23 protein-coding genes are annotated in these 19,271 nt (G+C 49.1%); 21 read left to right on the top strand and 2 right to left on the bottom strand.

The window, feature by feature from the left end:
* Window positions 1–99: 99 nt before the first annotated feature.
* The 20 genes from ACHZA2_RS05530 to ACHZA2_RS05435 all read left to right on the top strand — a co-directional run bounded on the left by ACHZA2_RS05530 (window position 100) and on the right by ACHZA2_RS05435 (window position 17,182).
* Window positions 100–876, top strand: coding sequence for a TIGR01458 family HAD-type hydrolase (locus tag ACHZA2_RS05530; RefSeq protein ID WP_319578870.1), 777 nt, complete (start codon window positions 100–102; stop codon window positions 874–876).
* Window positions 877–988: 112 nt separating this feature from the next.
* Entirely contained in the window at window positions 989–2,101 is a 1,113-nt protein-coding gene (locus ACHZA2_RS05525; RefSeq protein WP_319578869.1) for a SufD family Fe-S cluster assembly protein, read from the top strand.
* A gap of 3 nt (window positions 2,102–2,104) precedes the next feature.
* The gene (locus tag ACHZA2_RS05520) at window positions 2,105–2,752 is read left to right on the top strand and encodes a protein-L-isoaspartate(D-aspartate) O-methyltransferase (RefSeq protein WP_319578868.1); all 648 of its coding nucleotides are present in this window, start codon (window positions 2,105–2,107) and stop codon (window positions 2,750–2,752) included.
* Window positions 2,753–2,815: 63 nt separating this feature from the next.
* Window positions 2,816–3,424, top strand: a complete 609-nt coding sequence (locus tag ACHZA2_RS05515; protein ID WP_319578867.1) for a hypothetical protein — start codon at window positions 2,816–2,818, stop codon at window positions 3,422–3,424.
* A gap of 28 nt (window positions 3,425–3,452) precedes the next feature.
* Window positions 3,453–4,709 (top strand): phosphopentomutase/phosphoglucosamine mutase, encoded by a 1,257-nt coding sequence (locus tag ACHZA2_RS05510; RefSeq protein ID WP_319578866.1) that lies wholly within the window; start codon window positions 3,453–3,455, stop codon window positions 4,707–4,709.
* Between the two features lie 49 nt (window positions 4,710–4,758).
* Window positions 4,759–5,916 carry a glycosyltransferase gene (locus tag ACHZA2_RS05505; RefSeq protein WP_319578865.1) on the top strand — a complete coding sequence of 386 codons (1,158 nt, stop codon included), beginning with the start codon at window positions 4,759–4,761 and terminating at the stop codon, window positions 5,914–5,916.
* A complete protein-coding gene (locus tag ACHZA2_RS05500; protein WP_319578864.1) occupies window positions 5,913–6,986 on the top strand; it encodes a glycosyltransferase in 1,074 nt (357 codons plus the stop codon). The genes ACHZA2_RS05505 and ACHZA2_RS05500 overlap by 4 nt, the downstream gene beginning before the upstream one ends.
* 54 nt (window positions 6,987–7,040) lie before the next feature.
* The gene (locus tag ACHZA2_RS05495; RefSeq protein ID WP_319578863.1) at window positions 7,041–8,318 is read left to right on the top strand and encodes a GDP-mannose 4,6-dehydratase; all 1,278 of its coding nucleotides are present in this window, start codon (window positions 7,041–7,043) and stop codon (window positions 8,316–8,318) included.
* Window positions 8,315–10,858, top strand: coding sequence for an oligosaccharyl transferase, archaeosortase A system-associated (locus ACHZA2_RS05490; RefSeq protein WP_319578862.1), 2,544 nt, complete (start codon window positions 8,315–8,317; stop codon window positions 10,856–10,858). Before ACHZA2_RS05495 ends, ACHZA2_RS05490 begins: the two co-directional genes overlap by 4 nt.
* 41 nt (window positions 10,859–10,899) lie before the next feature.
* Entirely contained in the window at window positions 10,900–11,190 is a 291-nt protein-coding gene (locus ACHZA2_RS05485; protein ID WP_319539783.1) for a DUF2098 domain-containing protein, read from the top strand.
* Window positions 11,191–11,310: 120 nt separating this feature from the next.
* Complete coding sequence (gene eif2g, locus ACHZA2_RS05480; RefSeq protein ID WP_319539784.1) at window positions 11,311–12,546, top strand: translation initiation factor IF-2 subunit gamma; 1,236 nt, start codon at window positions 11,311–11,313, stop codon at window positions 12,544–12,546.
* Window positions 12,543–12,926, top strand: coding sequence for a nucleotide-binding protein (locus ACHZA2_RS05475; RefSeq protein WP_319539785.1), 384 nt, complete (start codon window positions 12,543–12,545; stop codon window positions 12,924–12,926). Before eif2g ends, ACHZA2_RS05475 begins: the two co-directional genes overlap by 4 nt.
* Window positions 12,927–12,928: 2 nt before the next feature.
* Window positions 12,929–13,510 (top strand): DNA-directed RNA polymerase, encoded by a 582-nt coding sequence (locus tag ACHZA2_RS05470; protein WP_319539786.1) that lies wholly within the window; start codon window positions 12,929–12,931, stop codon window positions 13,508–13,510.
* Window positions 13,511–13,512: 2 nt separating this feature from the next.
* Complete coding sequence (spt4, locus tag ACHZA2_RS05465; protein WP_319539787.1) at window positions 13,513–13,716, top strand: transcription elongation factor subunit Spt4; 204 nt, start codon at window positions 13,513–13,515, stop codon at window positions 13,714–13,716.
* Window positions 13,716–14,213 (top strand): GTP-dependent dephospho-CoA kinase family protein, encoded by a 498-nt coding sequence (locus ACHZA2_RS05460; RefSeq protein WP_319578860.1) that lies wholly within the window; start codon window positions 13,716–13,718, stop codon window positions 14,211–14,213. Before spt4 ends, ACHZA2_RS05460 begins: the two co-directional genes overlap by 1 nt.
* 46 nt (window positions 14,214–14,259) lie before the next feature.
* On the top strand, window positions 14,260–14,592 hold the full coding sequence (locus ACHZA2_RS05455; protein ID WP_319539789.1) for a 30S ribosomal protein S24e: 333 nt from the start codon (window positions 14,260–14,262) through the stop codon (window positions 14,590–14,592).
* A gap of 12 nt (window positions 14,593–14,604) precedes the next feature.
* On the top strand, window positions 14,605–14,793 hold the full coding sequence (locus tag ACHZA2_RS05450; protein ID WP_109968427.1) for a 30S ribosomal protein S27ae: 189 nt from the start codon (window positions 14,605–14,607) through the stop codon (window positions 14,791–14,793).
* Entirely contained in the window at window positions 14,793–16,367 is a 1,575-nt protein-coding gene (locus ACHZA2_RS05445; RefSeq protein ID WP_319578859.1) for a bifunctional N(6)-L-threonylcarbamoyladenine synthase/serine/threonine protein kinase, read from the top strand. Before ACHZA2_RS05450 ends, ACHZA2_RS05445 begins: the two co-directional genes overlap by 1 nt.
* The gene (gene rdgB / locus ACHZA2_RS05440) at window positions 16,364–16,900 is read left to right on the top strand and encodes an RdgB/HAM1 family non-canonical purine NTP pyrophosphatase (protein WP_319578858.1); all 537 of its coding nucleotides are present in this window, start codon (window positions 16,364–16,366) and stop codon (window positions 16,898–16,900) included. Before ACHZA2_RS05445 ends, rdgB begins: the two co-directional genes overlap by 4 nt.
* Before the next feature lie 135 nt (window positions 16,901–17,035).
* Window positions 17,036–17,182, top strand: coding sequence for a 50S ribosomal protein L40e (locus ACHZA2_RS05435; protein ID WP_109968424.1), 147 nt, complete (start codon window positions 17,036–17,038; stop codon window positions 17,180–17,182).
* A gap of 4 nt (window positions 17,183–17,186) precedes the next feature.
* On the opposite strand, the gene ACHZA2_RS05430 is transcribed toward ACHZA2_RS05435, so the two are convergent.
* Window positions 17,187–17,837 carry a putative phosphothreonine lyase domain-containg protein gene (locus ACHZA2_RS05430; protein WP_319539792.1) on the bottom strand — a complete coding sequence of 217 codons (651 nt, stop codon included), beginning with the start codon at window positions 17,835–17,837 and terminating at the stop codon, window positions 17,187–17,189.
* Window positions 17,838–17,942: 105 nt separating this feature from the next.
* Window positions 17,943–18,422, bottom strand: coding sequence for a hypothetical protein (locus ACHZA2_RS05425; protein WP_319578857.1), 480 nt, complete (start codon window positions 18,420–18,422; stop codon window positions 17,943–17,945).
* A gap of 151 nt (window positions 18,423–18,573) precedes the next feature.
* Here ACHZA2_RS05425 and ACHZA2_RS05420 point away from each other — a divergent pair, with 151 nt between their 5' ends.
* Entirely contained in the window at window positions 18,574–19,257 is a 684-nt protein-coding gene (locus tag ACHZA2_RS05420; protein WP_319580945.1) for an HAD family hydrolase, read from the top strand.
* Window positions 19,258–19,271 lie beyond the last annotated feature (14 nt).

The following is a 19,271-nucleotide window of genomic DNA, read 5'->3' as shown; positions in this document are numbered from 1 at the left end:
GATGCTCTACAAAGTGGGATCTCTCGCCTATTATACTTTACCTCTGCGTGTGATAAAAAGGAGAGAGATTCTGAAATATTTATGTTATAATATATGTGTATGGCTGTTCACGCCGTGCTTCTGGATATAGATGGAACCCTGTTTACTGGAATGGATCCATTACCTGGTTCTACTGAAGCCATCGATTTTCTGCAACAACAGAAGATCCCATATCGTTTTATCTCTAACGGGACCCGGCGATCAAGGAAAGCAGTTCTGGAAAAGTTAAAGCGACTAAACCTGCCTGTCCGGGAAGACCAGATCTTTACCCCTGCAGGAGCAGCGATACAGTATCTTCAGAACCATGGCATCTCATCGTGTACCCTTCTTGCAACAGATGATCTCAAAGAGGACTTCATCAATGCCGGAATATCCCTCGTTCATAACGCACAAGTTGTCATCGTTGCAGATGCCGGGGATGCCTTCACCTATCAGTCGGTAAACCTGGCATTCCGCCTGGTGATTGGTGGTGCTGACCTGATTGCTCTTGAGAAGGATCGGTACTGGATGGACTATGCCGGTCTTTCCCTTGGGGCCGGTGCCTTTGTCGCCGGGCTTGAGTATGCGTCAGGGAAATCATCACTCCTAATGGGGAAGCCATCTCCGGATTTTTTCAGAGGAGCACTATCCAGCATGGACGCTGAACCGGGGACAACCCTGATGGTAGGTGATGATATAATTACGGATATCGGTGGTTCAATGGCCTGTGGACTTAAAGGAGCACTGGTCCAGACTGGAAAATTTAGCAGTGAAGTTCTGGAGAGATCTCAGGTAAAACCAACCCATGTACTACGATCAATCATGTTCCTTCCAGAACTCATCCAAAGGGAATCATGAAGAACAATCAGGTATGTTATTACCCCATGCCTCTCAAAACAAGAATAACTGATTCACTCAGCCCCCTTCCTTCGTTTAGATGGGAACCTGATGTACGTTAATTCGGTGGATTATGCCTGACAAATTACAGATGACTGATCTCCCGCCTGAAGACAAACGGCGACTCGCCCTGACCGGTCTGGAAGTTGATATGAAAAATCGCTCCGGAAGTTTCTTTCAGAAGGATCAGGATGTCTGCCATGTAACCTCTGATTGTAGTGGAATAGAATTTCTAACCCTGGGTAAAGCCCTGGAGTTATATCCGTGGGTGAATGAGTATGTCTGGCGGGCCGTGTCAAAGGAGAAGGATAAGTTCACCCGATATGTTGCTGCACAGAAAGATCCGCGTGGGTTTGTCATCATCGCAAAGAAAGGAACCCGGAGTGTTTACCCGCTTCAGGCATGTCTCCTGATGTCTGACTCTCCGGTACAGCACGTGCATAATATCATAATTGCAGAAGAAGGATCCGAACTTCACATCATATCAGGATGTACATCGGCATCTGCACGAAGCAGTGGAACTCACATCGGAGTTACCGAGTTCTATGTCGGTAAGGGCGCAAAAGTCACCTCGACCATGATCCATAACTGGGGGAAGAATATTGCAGTTTACCCCCGGAGCGCCTCAATCGTCGAAGAAAATGGTGTCTTTCTCTCGAACTACGTCTGCATGGAACCGGTCAGGAAGATCCAGATGTCACCAGTCTGTGATCTGGTTGGAGAGAATGCAGTGGGCAGGTTCTCAAGTGTGGTGGTTGCTCCTCCTGGCTCACATCTGGATCTGGGATCCACAGTCAATCTGAATGCACGTGGAACGAGTGCCGAACTGCTGACCCGTGCAATCACTACCGGAGGTCTCATCTTCTCCCGTGGTATGATCCTGGGGAAGGTCAAAGGAACCCGTGGTCATATCGAATGTAAGGGACTTATCCTGAAAGACGGCATAATTCATGCTATCCCTGAGATCAGGGGTGAAGTGGTCGATACCGAACTCTCCCATGAGGCAGCGGTTGGTAAGATAGCAAAGGATGAGATCGAATACCTCATGGCTCGTGGCCTCGATGAAGAGACCGCAACAGCGACGATCATCAGGGGTTTCCTGGATGTGAGGGTTGAAGGTCTCCCTGACGTGCTTCAGGATCAGATCAATGCAGCGATCGATGCTGCAGAGAAGTCAGGATTTTAAACTATGAATCAGGATCGGGCTGATGAACGGGCTATGATGGTTCAGACCCAGATCCGCTCCCGGGGAGTGAAGGATGCACGAGTGCTCCGAGCCATGGAGATAGTACCCCGGCACCTTTTTCTCCCTGATGAGTACTCTGCCATTGCATACCGCGATCACCCGGTACCTATCGGTCATGAGCAGACCATCTCACAACCCTATATTGTTGCCCTGATGACTGAACTTCTGGCTCCTGAACCAGGTGACACCGTCCTTGAGATCGGAACCGGGAGAGGATACCAGGCAGCGGTACTTGCTGCAATGGGTGCCCGGGTTGTAAGTCTTGAACGGATCCCGGCACTTGCCGATGCTGCCAGGGTCTGTCTGCAGAGGGCCGGTGTGGAGAATGTCTCGGTTTTTGTGGCTGACGGCACTCTTGGATGGGTAGAGAGGGCCCCTTATGATGGCATCATCATCACGGCGGGCACCCCCGCTGTACCCCCTGCCCTCATTGAGCAACTTGCACTTGGCGGCCGACTTGTGGCTCCGGTCGGTACCGCAGATCTACAGGAACTTGTCCGTCTGACAAAAAATTCTGATGGAATCAGGAAAGAACAATTTGGAGGGGTACGGTTTGTCCCTCTTATCGGCAGAAACGGCTGGAAATTATAGTTATTCTTTGCGTTCTTCCGGGCTGATCTACAAAGTATACAAAATTTAGGAACGGGGAAAATTATGCATATCATCAACAAAGCAGTAACTCTGATTGAGTCAATGGTAGAGGATTGTGGTATCTCCGATAACCCAGTCATTCTGGAACAGGAGAATGAGGTTGTCAGGTGTGCATACGAGCGGGGGGCCCTTCTCCGGGTAACCTTCGGGGGAAGATCGGCCGGTATTGCAACAGATGATCCTGTCCGCACAACAACGAAGCCTTCTTTCATGTTTGGTGCAACGCTCGGAAAGCCTGCTTTGAGATCTGCAGCGGCCGGTATCCTGAATGCTCTTACCGGTTTTCTCTGCACATCACGCCGACTTCATGCATGTCTTCCTGAATGCCATGACATGTGTCTCAAAGAACTTGAGCGGACAATTTCCGGGAAAAAGATCTGGTGTTGTGGGGGGATGGATCAGATCCGCGAGCATTTTGCATCGCAGGTTGTAGATTCTCTCCAGGATGCAGATCTGATCCTTGTCTCATCTGACGGCATGATAAGTGATGAGAACGGAGTTATCCCGGAAATGCCTGATGAAAAGTACCTGTTTATCGGCCCCTCTACCGCGGGTGTGGCAACTCTTACCCATGGATGTCATTACTGTCCGCACGGCAGGACGAATATCTAATGGTTAGACCGCGTACCTGATCAGTACTATGCTCTTTGGCTCGTCAGGGATCCGTCGTCTGTATGATCAGGATCTGTTCACTCTTGCCATGCAGGTGGGAATGGCAGTGGGCAGCAGGGCAGATAAGGTACTGGTTGGAATGGACTCTAGAACGACCGGCCCTGTTCTGTCAAGTTCTTTTATGGCTGGTATGTGTAGCACCGGTGCAACAGCCCTTGAAGGAGGAATTGCACCCACACCTTCAATAGCATACAGTTGCCGTTCTTTCCAGGCAGCCTGTATGGTTACGGCCTCGCATAATCCTGAACCCTATAATGGATTGAAACTCTTCAACCCTGACGGCTCTTCATTTCAGGCAGTTCAGCAGGAAGAGATCGAGGATGCTCTTTCTGATATCTCAATAAAAGACTGGCTTCATCAGGGTGAGATGAAGAAGTGTGATCCACTCACCCCTCATCGAGAGGCGATTCTGAAGAAGATTACTGTAAAGGATGATCTCCCTGTCATCCTGGATTGTGGAAATGGAGCAGGATGTGTTCTGACCCCTCATCTGCTCTCTGATGCTGGTGCATCTGTCACCACGGTCAATGCCAATCCGTCAGGTATTTTCTCCAGGCCGTCTGAACCGCTTCCTGAGCATCTTCCTTACCTCCCTGCCCTGATGAAGAAGACAAATGCCCGGTGTGCTGTTGTCCACGACGGGGATGCAGATCGGATGATGGCTTTTGATAACACCGGTACTTATATTCCTGGCGATCTTCTCCTGATTCTCTTTGCGAAATATCTTGGAACAAAAAGGGTTGTGACCACATATGATGCCTCGATGGCAGTGGAAGAGGTAGCCGAGGTGAGAAGGACACCAGTGGGCGATGCATTTGTCTCTGAACAACTGGTGAAGTGGGGAGACTTCGGTGGTGAACCATCGGGTGCATGGATCTTCCCCCATATCTCGTACTGTCCTGACGGTCCCTTTGCAGCCGGGCTCTTCTGTGAAATGGCAGGGGAGTGGGATATCGCTGAAGAACTTGCGTCAATACCCCGGTATCCGATCATCCGGCGTTCTCTTGAATTACCCCAGTCCCGAGAGGTTCTTTATGCACTGGGGGCGGCAAACCCGACTGACGGTATTCGCCTTGAAGAAGAAGATGGCTGGTGCCTGATCAGGGCCAGCGGGACTGAACCAAAGATACGGTTCACTGCTGAAGGCCGTACTTCTGAAGATGCAAAGCGGATGCTGGAAAGGGGCGAAGAGATGGTAAGACTGGCATTAAAGGGTGAAGCCTGATGGTTCAGTGCGTGACTGTCAAGTGAATAGCGAGATCTTTAATAAATTAATGATAAAAAATTCAGTGGTGATTATCGGTCCCTCTCCTCGTTTTCTTTCAGGTATCAGTTATTACACGCTCCGCCTTTCCAATGCTCTCGCAGATCACAACAAGGTCACCAGCATTCTCTTCAGGCATATGCTCCCTCAACGACTCTTTCCGGGTTGGAAGAGAGTGGGGACTGATTTGACATCCCTGAAATTTAGTGAGACGATTAAATTACGGGATATTCTGGACTGGTATAATCCAGCCACCTGGATCAAGGCTTCGAATGAGTTCCGGAATGCCGATGTTATCATTCTGGAGTGGTGGACTTCCAGTGTAGCACACATGTACCTTGCCCTGCTCCTTTTGAACCACACAAAAAAGCCGGTCATGATAGAATTCCATGAAGTTGTTGATCCACTCGAGTTTTCTGTCGGTCCCATTCGTGTGTATGCCAGGGTAATGGGGAGGCTGATCAGGCGGATGGCCTGTCGGTATGTGGTCCATTCTGAACATGATCGCCAGCTCATCGCTTCTCACTACCGGATTCCTGAATATAAAATCGGGGTGATCCCTCACGGTCTTTATGATCAGTATCCGGTTCTTGATCAGGAAAATTCCAAGAGATCTCTCATGGCAGAGGATTTTTTTGTCTTTCTGTTCTTCGGGTTAATCAGGCCATATAAGGGGGTCATTCATCTGATTCATGCCTTTGAGATGCTCCCTGATACAGTCAGGGATCACTCACTCCTGTACATCGTTGGGGAGGCTTGGGAGGATCATGCTTCGCTTGATGCAGTCTCCCGGTCACCTGCTAAAGACCGGATACGACTTCTGAATAAGTATGTTTCCGATGATGAGATTCCCCTCTATTTCTCGGCTGCTGATGCTCTGGTTCTTCCGTATACACGGGCATCACAGAGCGGGGTTGCACATATTGGTATATCATATGGTCTCCCCATCATTGCATCACAGGTAGGAGGACTATCAGAGAGTCTCTCCGGATATGATGGATCCACACTTGTTCAGTCAGGCGATGAGAACGAACTTGCCCATGCTATGGAACATACATATTCGCTAGGTTTTCGACGATATCCGGTTCCCGTGGATCTTCGATGGGATAGTATAGCAACCAAATATGACGCTGAAATATCTTCCATGCTCAATAGAGTACGAACATGAGAATTGCGATCTTATCCTGCCTGGATTTCAGTATTCCCGGGGGGGCTGAACGATTCTTTATCGATATGGCGATGGCACTTGATGCCACGATTGTGTGTCTGAGTTACTCCCCCTCCCTTGGTGACTGTTATCCTCTGGCAAAAAAAGTAAAATTTCACCCTCTCAATGTCTCACTGCCTGCCGAACCCCTGAAACAACCGGCTGGGATGCATCTCTTTCGCTCCCTCAAACTCGAATATGATTTTTATATCGTTACCGATGACATGGCTTTGCGTTTTCTTACCCACGATATGCCACACTGCTATGTTATGCTCACTCCCCGGAGGGCCCTCTATGATATGTACTATCAGACCATCGCCGATCTCCCGATGGCAAAGCGTCTGATATATGTACCTGTTCTATCGGTCTTCCGTTTTCTGGATCGGAGATTTGTCAGGAAGCATGTCACTCACATTGCTGCCATCTCTCACAATGTCAGAAACAGGGTCTGGAAGACGTATCAGAAGGAGGCACATGTTCTGTATCCACCGATTCATCTTGAGAATTACAAGAACTTAGGATGTGGTGACTATTGGTTGTCAGTCTCCAGGGTTGACAAGTGGAAGAGGATAGAACTGCAGATCGAAGCATTCAGAGAGATGCCTGATAAAAAACTGAAGATTGCAGGTAGGATATATCCTGCATTTGAGTACCTTGTAAAATCAGCACCCTCGAATGTTGAGTTTTTGGGAGTAGTCAGCGATCATGATCTGATAACCCTCTATGGAACATGTCGTGGATTTCTGACAACCGCGATCGACGAGGACTATGGGCTTACACCGTTAGAAGCGATGGCATGTGGCAAACCTGTGGTGGCTGCAAAGGAAGGAGGATACCTGGAGACAGTGATTGACAAGCATACGGGTCTTCTGGTATCACCGGATCCCCATTCAATCAGTGAAGCCATAATTCTGATAGATAAGAATCAGGAACTGTATGCAGAGGCATCGAGAGCCCAGGCTGAACGATTCGATTACAAGTTATTTAAAGAACAACTATCCACGTATGTGCATACGCTGACAGGAGCATGAAGATCATATTAATACCCTGTTTTTACCGGCTTTTGATCCCGGAGATGCTGTAACATGGAGTGGGATGATATCCGTGTTCTTATCACCGGTGTCAGTGGATTTGTTGGCTCTTACCTTGCCCGTGATCTGGTAGATAACGGAGCATGTGTGTATGGGCTGGTCAGGCGCCGGGCTGACGGGACTATTCCAAAGAATATCTCTCATAAAAAGATCGAGAAAGCGATCAATTTTGTTGAGGGAAGCCTTGAAGATATCTCTGGCCTTGTCCATGCTATCGATACTGCCGAGCCGGATTATATCTTCCATCTTGCCGCCCAGTCATTTGTTCCCCGGTCGATCTCCCATCCGCTTGAGACTGCCCAGATAAACTGCATCGGGACGATCAACCTGCTTGAGGCGGTCAGGCAGAAAGAGGTTGATCCGGTGATACTATTTGCCGGTACAAGTGAGGAGTATGGTCTTGTTATCAGTTCAGAAAAGCAGCATGAATCGTTAAAACAGAAGTACGGCACTATCTTCCCTGAACCGGTCCGGATACCTGAACTCCCGATATCAGAAAGTAATCCGTTCAGGCCCATGTCCCCGTATGCAGCCAGTAAGGTGTATGGTGAGATTCTTTTCAGGAATTACTACCATACATATGGTCTGAAGGGGCTGGTCTCCCGCTCTTTTAATCATGAAGGTGCGGGAAGAGGTGATCAGTTTGTCACCTCTGTGATAACAAGACAAGTGACCCAGCTGAAGTGCGGAGAGATTGATCAGATCTCAATCGGTAATGTAAATGCGTGTAGAGACTGGTCTCATATTGATGATATCATCGATGGGTATCAGATCGTTGCCCGAAAAGGACAGTATGGGGATGTCTACAATGTTGGCTCGAACCGGACCTGTTCTGTGTTGAGTTACATCCTCATGAGCATCGAAGCTTCAGGGCACAAGGTGCATGAGATTAATACAAATTGTTCTGACAAGACAGTGACCGATCCACTGGAGTCTGATAAATCCCGTGTGTTCGGTGTAGAATTTGAAAAATCCAAGATTGATCAGATGATCCTGACTGATGAGATCTCCTTTGACATTGAGGATGGCGGGATTCTCGTCAGGACTGACGGTCCTGATATCAGGATCCGGTTTGACCCGGACAGGTTCCGTCCGTCAGAGGTTCCCATTCTCTTTTCTGATATTTCCAAGGTGAAAAAACTTGGATATCAGGTCAGGTATCAGGTCAGGGATATTATTCGTGATCAGATAAATTTCTTTATGGATTCCAAGAACCGGTGCTTGCTCACCTGTTCTGACGACGAGAACAGATCGCAGGAGAAAACGATATGAACCCGATAAATTTCATACAACCACGTGTACTTCTGATTGGGGGGGCTCTCGCACTCATCTCCCTCTTTTCCCTACTTATCAGGATTATCCCGGTCTTCTCCGGGAATACTGACATTCTTTCAAATGTGGGGATGGATGATCCGACATACCAACTTCGGCGGGTTGAACTCTGCATGGAAAACTTCCCGAGCATCGCCTGGTTTGATCCGATGACATACTTCCCTCAGGGCCAGCCGATGCACTGGGGTCCGCTCTTCCCCCTGATCAGCAGTGCTGTGTGCCTGGTGCTTGGTGCTCATGCACGCCCTGATATCATATCTGTCTGCCTTCTCATCCCTTGTGTGATGGCAGCCATTCTGGTTCCTGTTGTGTTCTTCCTGGTACGGATGATTGCAGACTGGAAGGCCGGACTGGTAGCAGGTTTTTTCATTGCAATCTGTCCAGGCCAGTTCTTCTTCAGATCCTATTACGGGTATTTTGACCACCATATCGGAGAGGTTCTTTTTAGTACCCTCTTCTGCCTTGGGTACCTGGGTGCGGTAGTCTACTGCCGGAAGCATCCTGTTGATATTGCTGATAAGGAGACCTGGAAGACTCCTGCGATACTGGGGCTTATCTGTGGTATTTTGTATGTCCTCGGGCTTGCCCTCATGCCAACGATGATCCTCTTTGCTCTGCTTGTCGGGATGTTCACACCAATCTGGTTTATCATCCAGCGGTACATCGGTCATCTCGGCGCTTCAGCGGTTGTAGTAAATACCGTAACATTTCTGGTTGCAATAATTGGGTTTCTGATCATCGGTGTTCATGGTGAAGGTGGGCTCAACTACTATACGACCGGGCATCTGGTTGCATACTCCCTTATTATCCTTGGAACCTGGATCCTCTTCGGATTCTCATGGGCTCTTCGTGAGCGTCCGTTCTCCCATTACATCCTGTCACTAGTCGGAGTCTCGGTTCTGGGAATTGGACTCTTTGCTCTGTTCTCACCTGAGTTGTTCAATTACCTTCTTGCAAACGCAAATGCATTCTTCGGTCAGGAGATCCACTGGAAGACGATTCAGGAAGCAAGACCCTGGACGTTTGATGATGCCTGGAGAACATTCCAGTACAGTCTGATCCTGTTTGTGATCGGTATCGGAGTCCTTCTGAATAAACTTCGAAAAGAACTCTGCCCATCGTATGTGTTCATCCTGATCTGGTCTCTTGTTGTCCTCTATGCAACAATGCAGCATATCAGGTATGAGTATTACCTGGCTGTGCCTGCCGCCATTCTGGGAGGTATCTCCGTGGGGTATGGCATTGATCTCGTTCGAAGGAGTTCACATTCCCAGGTAAAAGAGGAGCCTCCTGCTCATTCCAAGGGTGGAAAGCAGAAGGAATCTCAACCGCCAAAGAGGTCTGGAAGTGTGTCAGTCTCTACCGGGAGTATGATATTCCTGGTCGTGGTGATTCTTCTTGGAGCCCTCTTCACCTACAACTCCATCGGGCGTGATCTTGCGATCGGCCAGTTTACTTTGAACCCGGACTGGAGGGAGGCTACCGGCTGGATGGAGAACAACACTCCTGATCCAGGCGTTGATTACTTTACAATTTACCAGAAGGATGCATGGCAGCCACCGACGCAGGCATATGGCGTGATGTCATGGTGGGATTATGGTCATATCATCACCTATCTTGCAAAGAGGATGCCCAATGCAAATCCGTTCCAGTACGGAGTGGCAGGAGATTATGGGGCGGCCAGGTTCTTCATCACCACAAATGAATCTGTTGCATCTGGGATCCTTGATCACCTGAAAACGAGGTATGTGGTCACTGACTACGAGATGGACACCGGCAAGTTCTGGGCAATGGCAACATGGGATAATCCTGATGTTGGTGCATCCCCATATCAGCGAAATTTTATCCTGCCCAATCCGGACAACCCGAACACTGGTCAGAACTTCCCGTTCTTCATGGAGCCGTACTATCAGACGATGGTCTCGCGTCTCCACAATTTTGACGGCTCCATGACCCAGCCAGGGCAGGTGCACTATATTCAGTACATGAAGCCAGAGTACTCCAAGACGAGTGACCCGGTGATTGTCAACGGATCACAGATGCCATACGATGCAGGGGCTGCAATGCTGGAGAGTTCGAAGTCTACAGTAGGTCCGGAGTATGAGACTGCGCTTGTAAACTATATTTACACTGAACCGGTCTCAACAGTTCCAGCTCTTCAGCATTACCGGCTTGTTCATGAGTCTCCAACGCGGGCATCTCCGGAAGGCCTTCCTGATGTCAGGTACGTCAAGGTCTTCGAGTATGTTCCCGGGGCAGTTATTCATGGCGAAGGTATCATCGAGATCCCGGTAAAAACCAACACCGGACGGACATTTGTATACAAGCAGGAGAGTGTCAACGGTACGTTCACGGTACCATATCCGACCAACACAAAAGTTGGGGATGTGACAACCCAGGGCCCATACCGTATATCCTCTACCGGAAAAGAGTATCAGGTGACTGGTGATCAGATCCTCTCCGGATCTGTTGTCTCATGATATCAGGAATCCTTAAGTGATCTGAAGAGAAGGAAGGGAGCATGAACACGGTACTGGAGATTGGATCCCCTGTGCGGTATCCCCGGACAGGAACTACCGGAACAATTGTACGGATTGAAGAGAGAAGCGGGCATTCATTCGTGGAGCTTGACAGCACGGGAATGCTCTACCGGACAGATATGCTTGTGCCTGCAATTCTTTCGCAAAAGACGATCAAGAAGGAAGACCTGAATGAGGAACTCAGGCAGGTTGAGAAGGAACGGTCAGATCCCCGCGAACAATCATTCCAGGAGATGCCCAATCTTGATAGCGCATGTAACGGGGCTGGATAATCGTCTTCCGTCTCCAAATTTTTCCGTTGTGTTTTGGAACATCACTTAAATCCGGGCATCTGTAGTATGCTCACGTATAAGTACCAATCTGTTCAAATAGGTAAGGAGGTTTGATTACTGGTGCCAGAAGAAATAATACCGAGTACAAATATCGGCGTTGTCGGGCATGTGGATCATGGAAAGACCACACTCGTCAATGCACTCACAGGAGTCTGGACCGACCGGCATAGCGAGGAGATGAAACGGGGTATCTCCATCCGGCTCGGATATGCAGACGCTGTCTTTTACAAATGCAAAAAATGTCATGGACCTGAAGGATTCACCACCAAGCCTGAATGTCCACGATGCGGAGGAGAGGCTGAACCCGTTCGGGCAGTCTCTTTTGTGGACGCACCTGGTCACGAGACCCTGATGGCAACAATGCTCTCCGGGTCTGCCCTTATGGACGGGGCGATGCTTGTTATTTCAGCATCAGAACATTGTCCGCAACCCCAGACCAAAGAACATCTGATGGCACTGGAACTGGTCGGGATCAAGCGGATTGTTATCGTCCAGAATAAGATCGATGTAGTTACCCAGAAGGATGCTGTCCGGAATTACGAGGAGATTAAGGCATTTGTTAAAGGAACCATAGCAGAAAACGCACCAATCATTCCTGTGTCAGCCCAGAAAGATATCAATGTCTGGGCACTCCTTCAGGCCCTTGACGAGACCATCCCTGAACCGTCACGAAAACCAGAAGCAGATCCGATCATGCTGATCGCACGTTCTTTTGATGTAAATAAACCCGGATGCAGCTGGAAGGATGTCAAAGGAGGTGTGGTTGGAGGGTCACTCATACGGGGTGTCATAAACGATGGTGACGAGATCGAGATCAGGCCAGGCATTCAGAGTCTGGTTGAGAACAAGATCAGATGGGATTCAATCATCACCAAGGTGACTGAGATCCATAAAGGGCAGAAGAAGGTCCATATCGCAACCCCGGGTGGTCTTCTTGCCATCGGAACCAAACTTGATCCCGCCATTACCAAGAGTGATATGCTCTCCGGGCAGGTGCTCGGTCAGGTGGGGAAACTTCCACCGGTCTGGGACAAGATGTGGTTCTCAGTTCGGCTCATGGAGCGGGTTGTGGGAGCAAACAGCGAGCTCGATATCGAGCCTCTCAAGGCGCGAGAGCCTCTTATGCTCTCGGTTGGAACAGCCGTTACCGTAGGACTTGTCACTAGTACCAAGAAGGATGCTGCAGAGGTCACACTCAAGAGACCGGTCTGTGCTGAGGTTGGGTCACCGATCGCAATCAGCAGGCAGGTCGGAGGACGATGGCGTCTGATTGGGATGGGCACGCTGATCGAGTGACCGTTCTGATCGATACAAATGCGTTTCTAATGACCTCCCAGTTCAGAATTGATCTGCTTGAAGAGCTGAAATGGATGATGGGGGTCATGCAACCATGCGTTCCGGATGTTGTAGTCCGTGAACTTGAAGGCCTTGCACGCGGCAGGGGCAATGATGCATCTGCTGCCCGTCTCGGCCTTCGGTTTGCACAGTTATGTACGGTGGTGCCGATGGACGGAAACGAAGGTGAGTCGGTTGATGACCAGATCCTTTCGTTTGCTAAGAGAGAACGATGCAGGGTTGTGACCAATGACCGCGATCTCAGGAACCGTCTGTTGGATGAAGGTTTAGAAGTAATTTCACTGAAAGGGAAGCAAAAGCTCGAGATCATCAGGAGATAGAGATGTATTACAGACTGAAGATGGTTGATAAGGTCAGGGTTCCGCCAAACCGGCTTGGCGAGGATCTGGAGACTGTAATTCTGGATGTACTTCAGGAACAGCTTGAGGGGAGTATTGACAAGGAGATCGGTATTTTCATTGCTGTGACCAGAGTTACCCGGATTGGGGAAGGAGAGATGATCCCTGGTGATGGTGCGGTCTTTTATGATGTAGACTTTGAAGGTCTTGCGATCAGGCTTACTCTGCAGGAGATCATTGAGGGCATTGTTGTTGAGACGACCAGTTTTGGTGCGTTTATCAGCCTTGGCCCGATTGATGCGATGCTTCACGTCAGCCAGATCTCTGATGAATACATCAGTTATGATGAGAAGAACTCGCAACTCATCTGCCAGGACTCCGGGCGACATATCGGGGTCGGGGATGTTGTCAGGGCCCGTGTTGTCACGCTCTCCCTGAGCGAACGTGAGCCACGTGAGAGTAAGATCGGTCTTACTATGCGTCAGGCAGGTCTTGGAAGCCTTGTATGGCTTGATGAAGATATGAAGGCTGAGCAGAAAGAGAAAGAGAACAGCGGGGCGGTCTGATCATGGCTGCAACCAAGAAGAAACAACTTTCTGTATGCCGTGAATGTCACCGGGTTGTCGAAGGGGCTTCCTGTTCGATCTGCGGTACAAACAATCTCACCACCGACTGGACCGGGTATCTGGTTATTATCGATCCCGAACATAGCGATGTTGCTAAACGAATGAATATCACCCTTCCCGGGAGATATGCGCTTAAGGTCCGCTGATGTTAAAACTCCCCGAAGATCAGCGACACCTGTTCACGCGACCTTTTGGCACCCTCTACCCCTCTCTTGATCCGGTTCTCCCGCTTCTTGCTGGAAGACTCTTTTTCAGTGTGGGTGACGTGGTAACCGAGCATCTTCTTCAGGCAGGGTATCCTCCGGTGATTGCGATCATCGATGGTCAGACCATGAGGCGTCCCCATGATGGCGTAACTATTCCTGAGTATCAGATCATCAATGTGAAAAATCCTGCAGGATGCATTAGTACAGATCTTGAACAGGCAACCCAACGAGCAGTGAACGCTGGAAGAATCGTAATACAGGTTGCAGGTGAGGAAGATCTTGCTGTCCTCCCTCTTGCTCTTGCCTCCCCGAACGGCTCCCTGATCCTGTATGGCCAACCCGGAGAAGGGGTTGTAGTTCTGGAGATCTCACCTGATATCCGTGAGCAGGCAGGAATTTTTCTTGAAAAATTTGAGAGTGTCCCCGAATCTTCCTGACCGCGCAGGTATATATTTGATAACCGCATACCAATAGAGGATCTCTATGGAGATTTCTATCACTTCTGATAAACAGAATGAACTCCTCTCACGAAGAGAACTTGAGTTCACTCTCAATTATACCGGTGCAACACCATCGCGGAAGCTGGTTCAGGCCAAGCTTGCTGCAATGATGAATGCAGGAAAGGATCAGGTTGTTCTTGATTCAATGAAATGCCGGTTTGGAATAAGTGTTCTGAGGGGGTCCGCCCGGGTGTACCAGAACAAGGATGACCTGGTGAAACTTGAACGCGGGTATCTCATGACCCGCGGAGGGGTAGCTGAGGAAGTCTTTGGTGCTCAGGATGCGCCGTCTGAGGACGCTGCGGAGGCATCTTAAGGAGGTTGAAGTATGGCAGCAAAAGGTAAGAAAGAGAAGACATCTGTCAAGCGTTCTGCATACTTCACCGTAAGCGGAAAGACTGCAACCCCGTCACGCCGGTACTGCCCACGCTGTGGTCCTGGTGTCTTTATGGGCGAGCACAAGGATCGCGCAAGCTGCGGCAAGTGCGGATACACCGAGTTTAAGAACAAAGCCTGATGCAGAAATCAGGCCCAGTGCTTGGGATCGAAGGTACTGCCTGGAATCTCAGCGCTGCTGTTTTTGATGACGATCTCATTACCCTGAAGTCAAAGCCCTATAAGCCGGTTCAGGGAGGGATCCATCCACGTGAGGCAGCTCAACATCACGCTGCAGAGATCGGCGGTTTGATCAGTTCTGTTCTAAATGAGAGCCCACGTCCGGTAGCAGTCGCGTTTTCTCAGGGTCCCGGGCTTGGCCCCTGCCTGCGGATTGTCGGAACTGCCGCCCGTGCCCTTGCATTGTCACTGAATGTTCCCCTGATTGGGGTGAACCATTGTGTGGCGCATGTCGAGATCGGAAGATATGCATCAGGATTTGAGGATCCGATCGTACTGTATGCAAGTGGTGCAAACACACAGGTCCTCGGGTACCTGAACAACCGGTATCGTATCTTTGGCGAGACCCTCGATATTGGAATTGGTAATGCAATCGACAAGTTTGCCAGGAGTAAAGGGCTCTCCCATCCTGGTGGTCCGCAGATAGAGAAACTTGCCAGGGACGGGTCGTACATCCCTCTTCCCTATACGGTGAAAGGGATGGATCTGGCCTTCTCGGGTCTTATCAGTGCGGCAAAAGATTCTGTCGAGCCGATCGCTGACGTCTGTCATAGTCTGCAGGAGACTGCCTTTGCCATGTGTGTGGAAGTGACCGAACGGGCTATTTCACAGACCGGGAAGGATGAGATGATCCTTGTCGGAGGGGTTGGTGCAAATCGTCGTCTGCAGGAGATGCTCCGCCTCATGTGTGAGGCAAGGGGAGCTTCATTTGCAGTTCCTGATATGAAGTTCATAGGTGACAACGGGGCGATGATCGCATATACCGGGCGGCTCATGCTTGAGCATGGATCAGTTCTGCAGGTGAAGGATTCGCGGGTTAATCCATCATTTCGTGCAGATCAGGTTCAGGTCACCTGGCGAAATGCAAACCTGGCAAAGAACCCGCCCCTGGTGTCTGACGGTGTTGGTCTCATCAGGGGTGCAGAGGCTGTTGTTGAGATTGGCAACCAAACAGCAACTAAACGCCGGGTGGGTAAAAAGTACCGGCATCCTGATCTGGATCATCGTCTGATATCTGAACGGACAAGAGCAGAAGCCAGGCTGATTGCCGAAGCACGGAGATTCGGGGTTCCTACTCCGATAATGAGTGACATTTCTGCAGATACCATCGTTATGGAAAGGGTTGATGGGCTAAAACTCAAAGATACCCTTTCTCCTGTGTCTCTTATGGAAGCCGGCCGCATGGTTGGACTTCTCCATAGAGGTGGTCTTATTCATGGTGATCTGACAACCTGTAATATGATCATCAGGAATGAGCACTGCTATCTTATTGACTTTGGACTTGGATACAATTCAACAGAGATTGAGGCGCGTGGAGTGGATATCCATGTCCTGTTTCAGGTGCTTGAGAGCACGGCACCTGATGAACTGGAGTTGAAGAAAGCATTCAGTGAAGGGTACAGGCAGACTTTTCCTGAAGCTGATGATGTTCTTATCCGTGAGCATGAAATTGATCTACGGGGCCGGTATCTGTGAAAATCACCTTTGTCACCAGTAATCTGCATAAAGCACGGGAAGCAGCTGGCATCTTCTCCGGAATTGCTGAGGTGGAGCATGTTGAACTGGAATGTCCTGAAGTCCGGAACGAGTCTGTTGCAGAGGTTGCAAAAGGCAAAGCAGCATATGCTTACAGTATACTTAATCGTCCGGTGATCACTGATGATACCGGCTTCTTCGTCTCAGCACTAAATGGTTTTCCCGGTTCATGTGCGGCATATGTTCAGAAGACTATCGGGAATGAGGGGATCCTCCACCTTCTCTCTGATAAGACTGATCGGTCGGCCTGGTTTGAAACTGGTATTGCCTATGCTGATACAGATGGTATCTCTGTGTTTGTAGGCAGGATTGACGGTACCATCGTATCACCGAGGGGAAGCCAGGGGTTCGGCTACGATCCGATATTCTCGGTTGCCGGTAAGACTCTAGCAGAGATGAATGCAGAGGAGAAGAATGCAATCTCACACAGGAGTCGTGGGCTGCTTGCACTTCGGGAGTGGCTGATCAGCTAGGTGATCCCTGTATGTTTGCGGCGGTGGTGTTCATCCATGCTGATGGTAATGAAAACCCGACGGATGTGCTTCCATAACACTTATGTGAAGTAAGAACCTTCTTTATAGGACAGATAGTTCGAGTGGAGTAATATCATGGCACGTTTTCCTGAGGCAGAAGCACGTCTGCTTAATGTTAAAGTATGTATGCACTGTAACGCACGGAATCCTGTTCGTGCAACGGCATGCAGAAAATGCGGCTATAAAAATCTGAGACCAAAGAACAAAGAGCGTAAAGCCTGATAATTCAGGCGCTATAATACGTTACTCTTTTTCCTTTCGATGCATATTCGCCTTTAAAGGTCTCGATATTTCGCTTGTATCCGATCCGATCAGTGATTCCGATAGAGCGGAGCTTCTCGCGCACCTGCATGACCTCCTCTTCATTCTCCCAGTCAGCCGTGTAGACATACAGAACCTTACGCTCATCACGTGAATCAGGATTTTTCTTTGCGGTTGAGACTTTTGCAGAGATTCCCAGTTCTTTCTGCCAGGTTAAATCACGGATCTTCTTCCAGATCTCATCAACCTGGTCTGGTTGGACAAAGATAAGCCACTTTCCTGCCCGTTCATCCTCTGTTGCATGAGGGTCAGTGTCTGGTCCATCCTGAATGATCCAGTATGACTGGGTTGTTTTCGTGGGGACTACCCCCTCTCCTTCAATGATAAGCCGGTACATCTCATCAGGTGATGCAAACCGTTCCTGCAGATGAGTTTCTAGTTCTGGATACAGTTCCTTAAATTGGGTAAATATCTCGTTGAATTCATTTTGAAATGATGTACCTTCTTCTACAAGATGATAGAGTGGTGTTTTTCTGAGATGAAACTGCGTGGTAAGATAGTGCTCAAAGATCCCGTACGCAATATCTGCCAGGGCCTCGATCTCACTCCTGTCCATGTACAAGGATTGTGAATTGTAGCAAAAAAGATAGTTATTTGGCGAGAGGTGGTCCGGAGTTCTTCCCGGTGTTGTGCCGGGGAATTGACCGGGATCCCGGGAACTTCAGGGGAACGCTGGTGTGAAATTCGGGTACAGGTGGCTGATACTCTTCCATGCCCGCTTTGCAGCGTCCAGATCTGCATATGCCTGATCACCGATATCCTCACGGAAATCCATCTGGATATGATTTGGACCGGTCTGTTCCTTGTAATCCTGCATCTCCTCTGCTGCTTTCATGTCATAGAACAGGAATTTTGTGATGTTTCGTGCTTCAGCATAAAAATCCTGTTTTACGTTCTTCTTCACCAGGTCATAGTAGGCTGACTGGAGTTCCATGAGATTATTTTCTGTAGGAAATGGGTTGGTCAGATTTTTTATTGCAAAATCAGCGCGCTCCTGAAAGGCTTTGTCATCAAATGGCTGTGAGGAATTTGGTATTTTTAACTGGGGTGAGATGGTTGAGGGTTCCACTCCGCTCACTACGGATACTGAAATAAGAAGAACAACGGCAATTAATCCTATTGCCAGATATGAGACTTTCATACATGAGGTTTTACATCTGGCTAGATGAACCTGATCCTATCTGGTTATTGTGAGTCTGATATGGGTGTCAATGAAGTTGTACGTATACGATCTGCGATGAAGATATCCACGTCCATGTTGCTTTTCGTATGCTACCAGTCAGTGGGGTGGTATCATCCTGAAATATGATCTGTTTCTGACCGATCTTGACAACACACTGTATGATTTTGCCGCAGCAATGGAAGGTGCCAGTCAGGCAGTTGTCACACTGATTGGCAGAGGTGATCCTGGAGATCTGATCCGTGGATTGATCTTCTCTCCCTATGGTGTTGAGAGTGATCAGGCGCTTGTAGAGTATCTGAACCTGCAGGGCCTCAATGATGAACAGGTTCTCAAATCTGCCTGTGATGAGTTTGTGAAAATAAAAAATCAGAATGTCATTCCGTTTCCCGGTGTCGTTACCGGGCTCCTGGAGATACATAATGCAGGGATTTTGATAGCAGCTGTAACTAATGCTTCAGTTCATCATGCAGAAGAGCGACTCAACCTGATCGGAGTCAGGGATCTGTTTCAACTTGTCATTTCTCCTGAATGTATCGGGAGGAAGAAACCGGACACTGAAGTTTACAGGCTGGCAGCAGAGATGATGGTCTGCCCTCCCCATCGGATATGCGTTCTTGGTGATAATCTGGTCAATGATATTGCCCCTGCTCAGCGCTTGGGCATGTATGGAGTTCACGCCCGGTACGGCGATCGTCTTCCTGCAGAATTTGCAGGTGGTGTTGTTGCTGACGCTGTAGTCGATCATTTTGAGGATGTTATTCCTATCCTGGGAGTATCTGGCCAAAAAAGGTAGTTGATGCCAGATTT

It is taken from the genome of uncultured Methanospirillum sp., assembly GCF_963668415.2.
GTDB lineage: Archaea > Halobacteriota > Methanomicrobia > Methanomicrobiales > Methanospirillaceae > Methanospirillum.
Note: the sequence above shows the minus strand (reverse complement) of the source record. Positions and strands in the feature narration are given on the sequence as shown.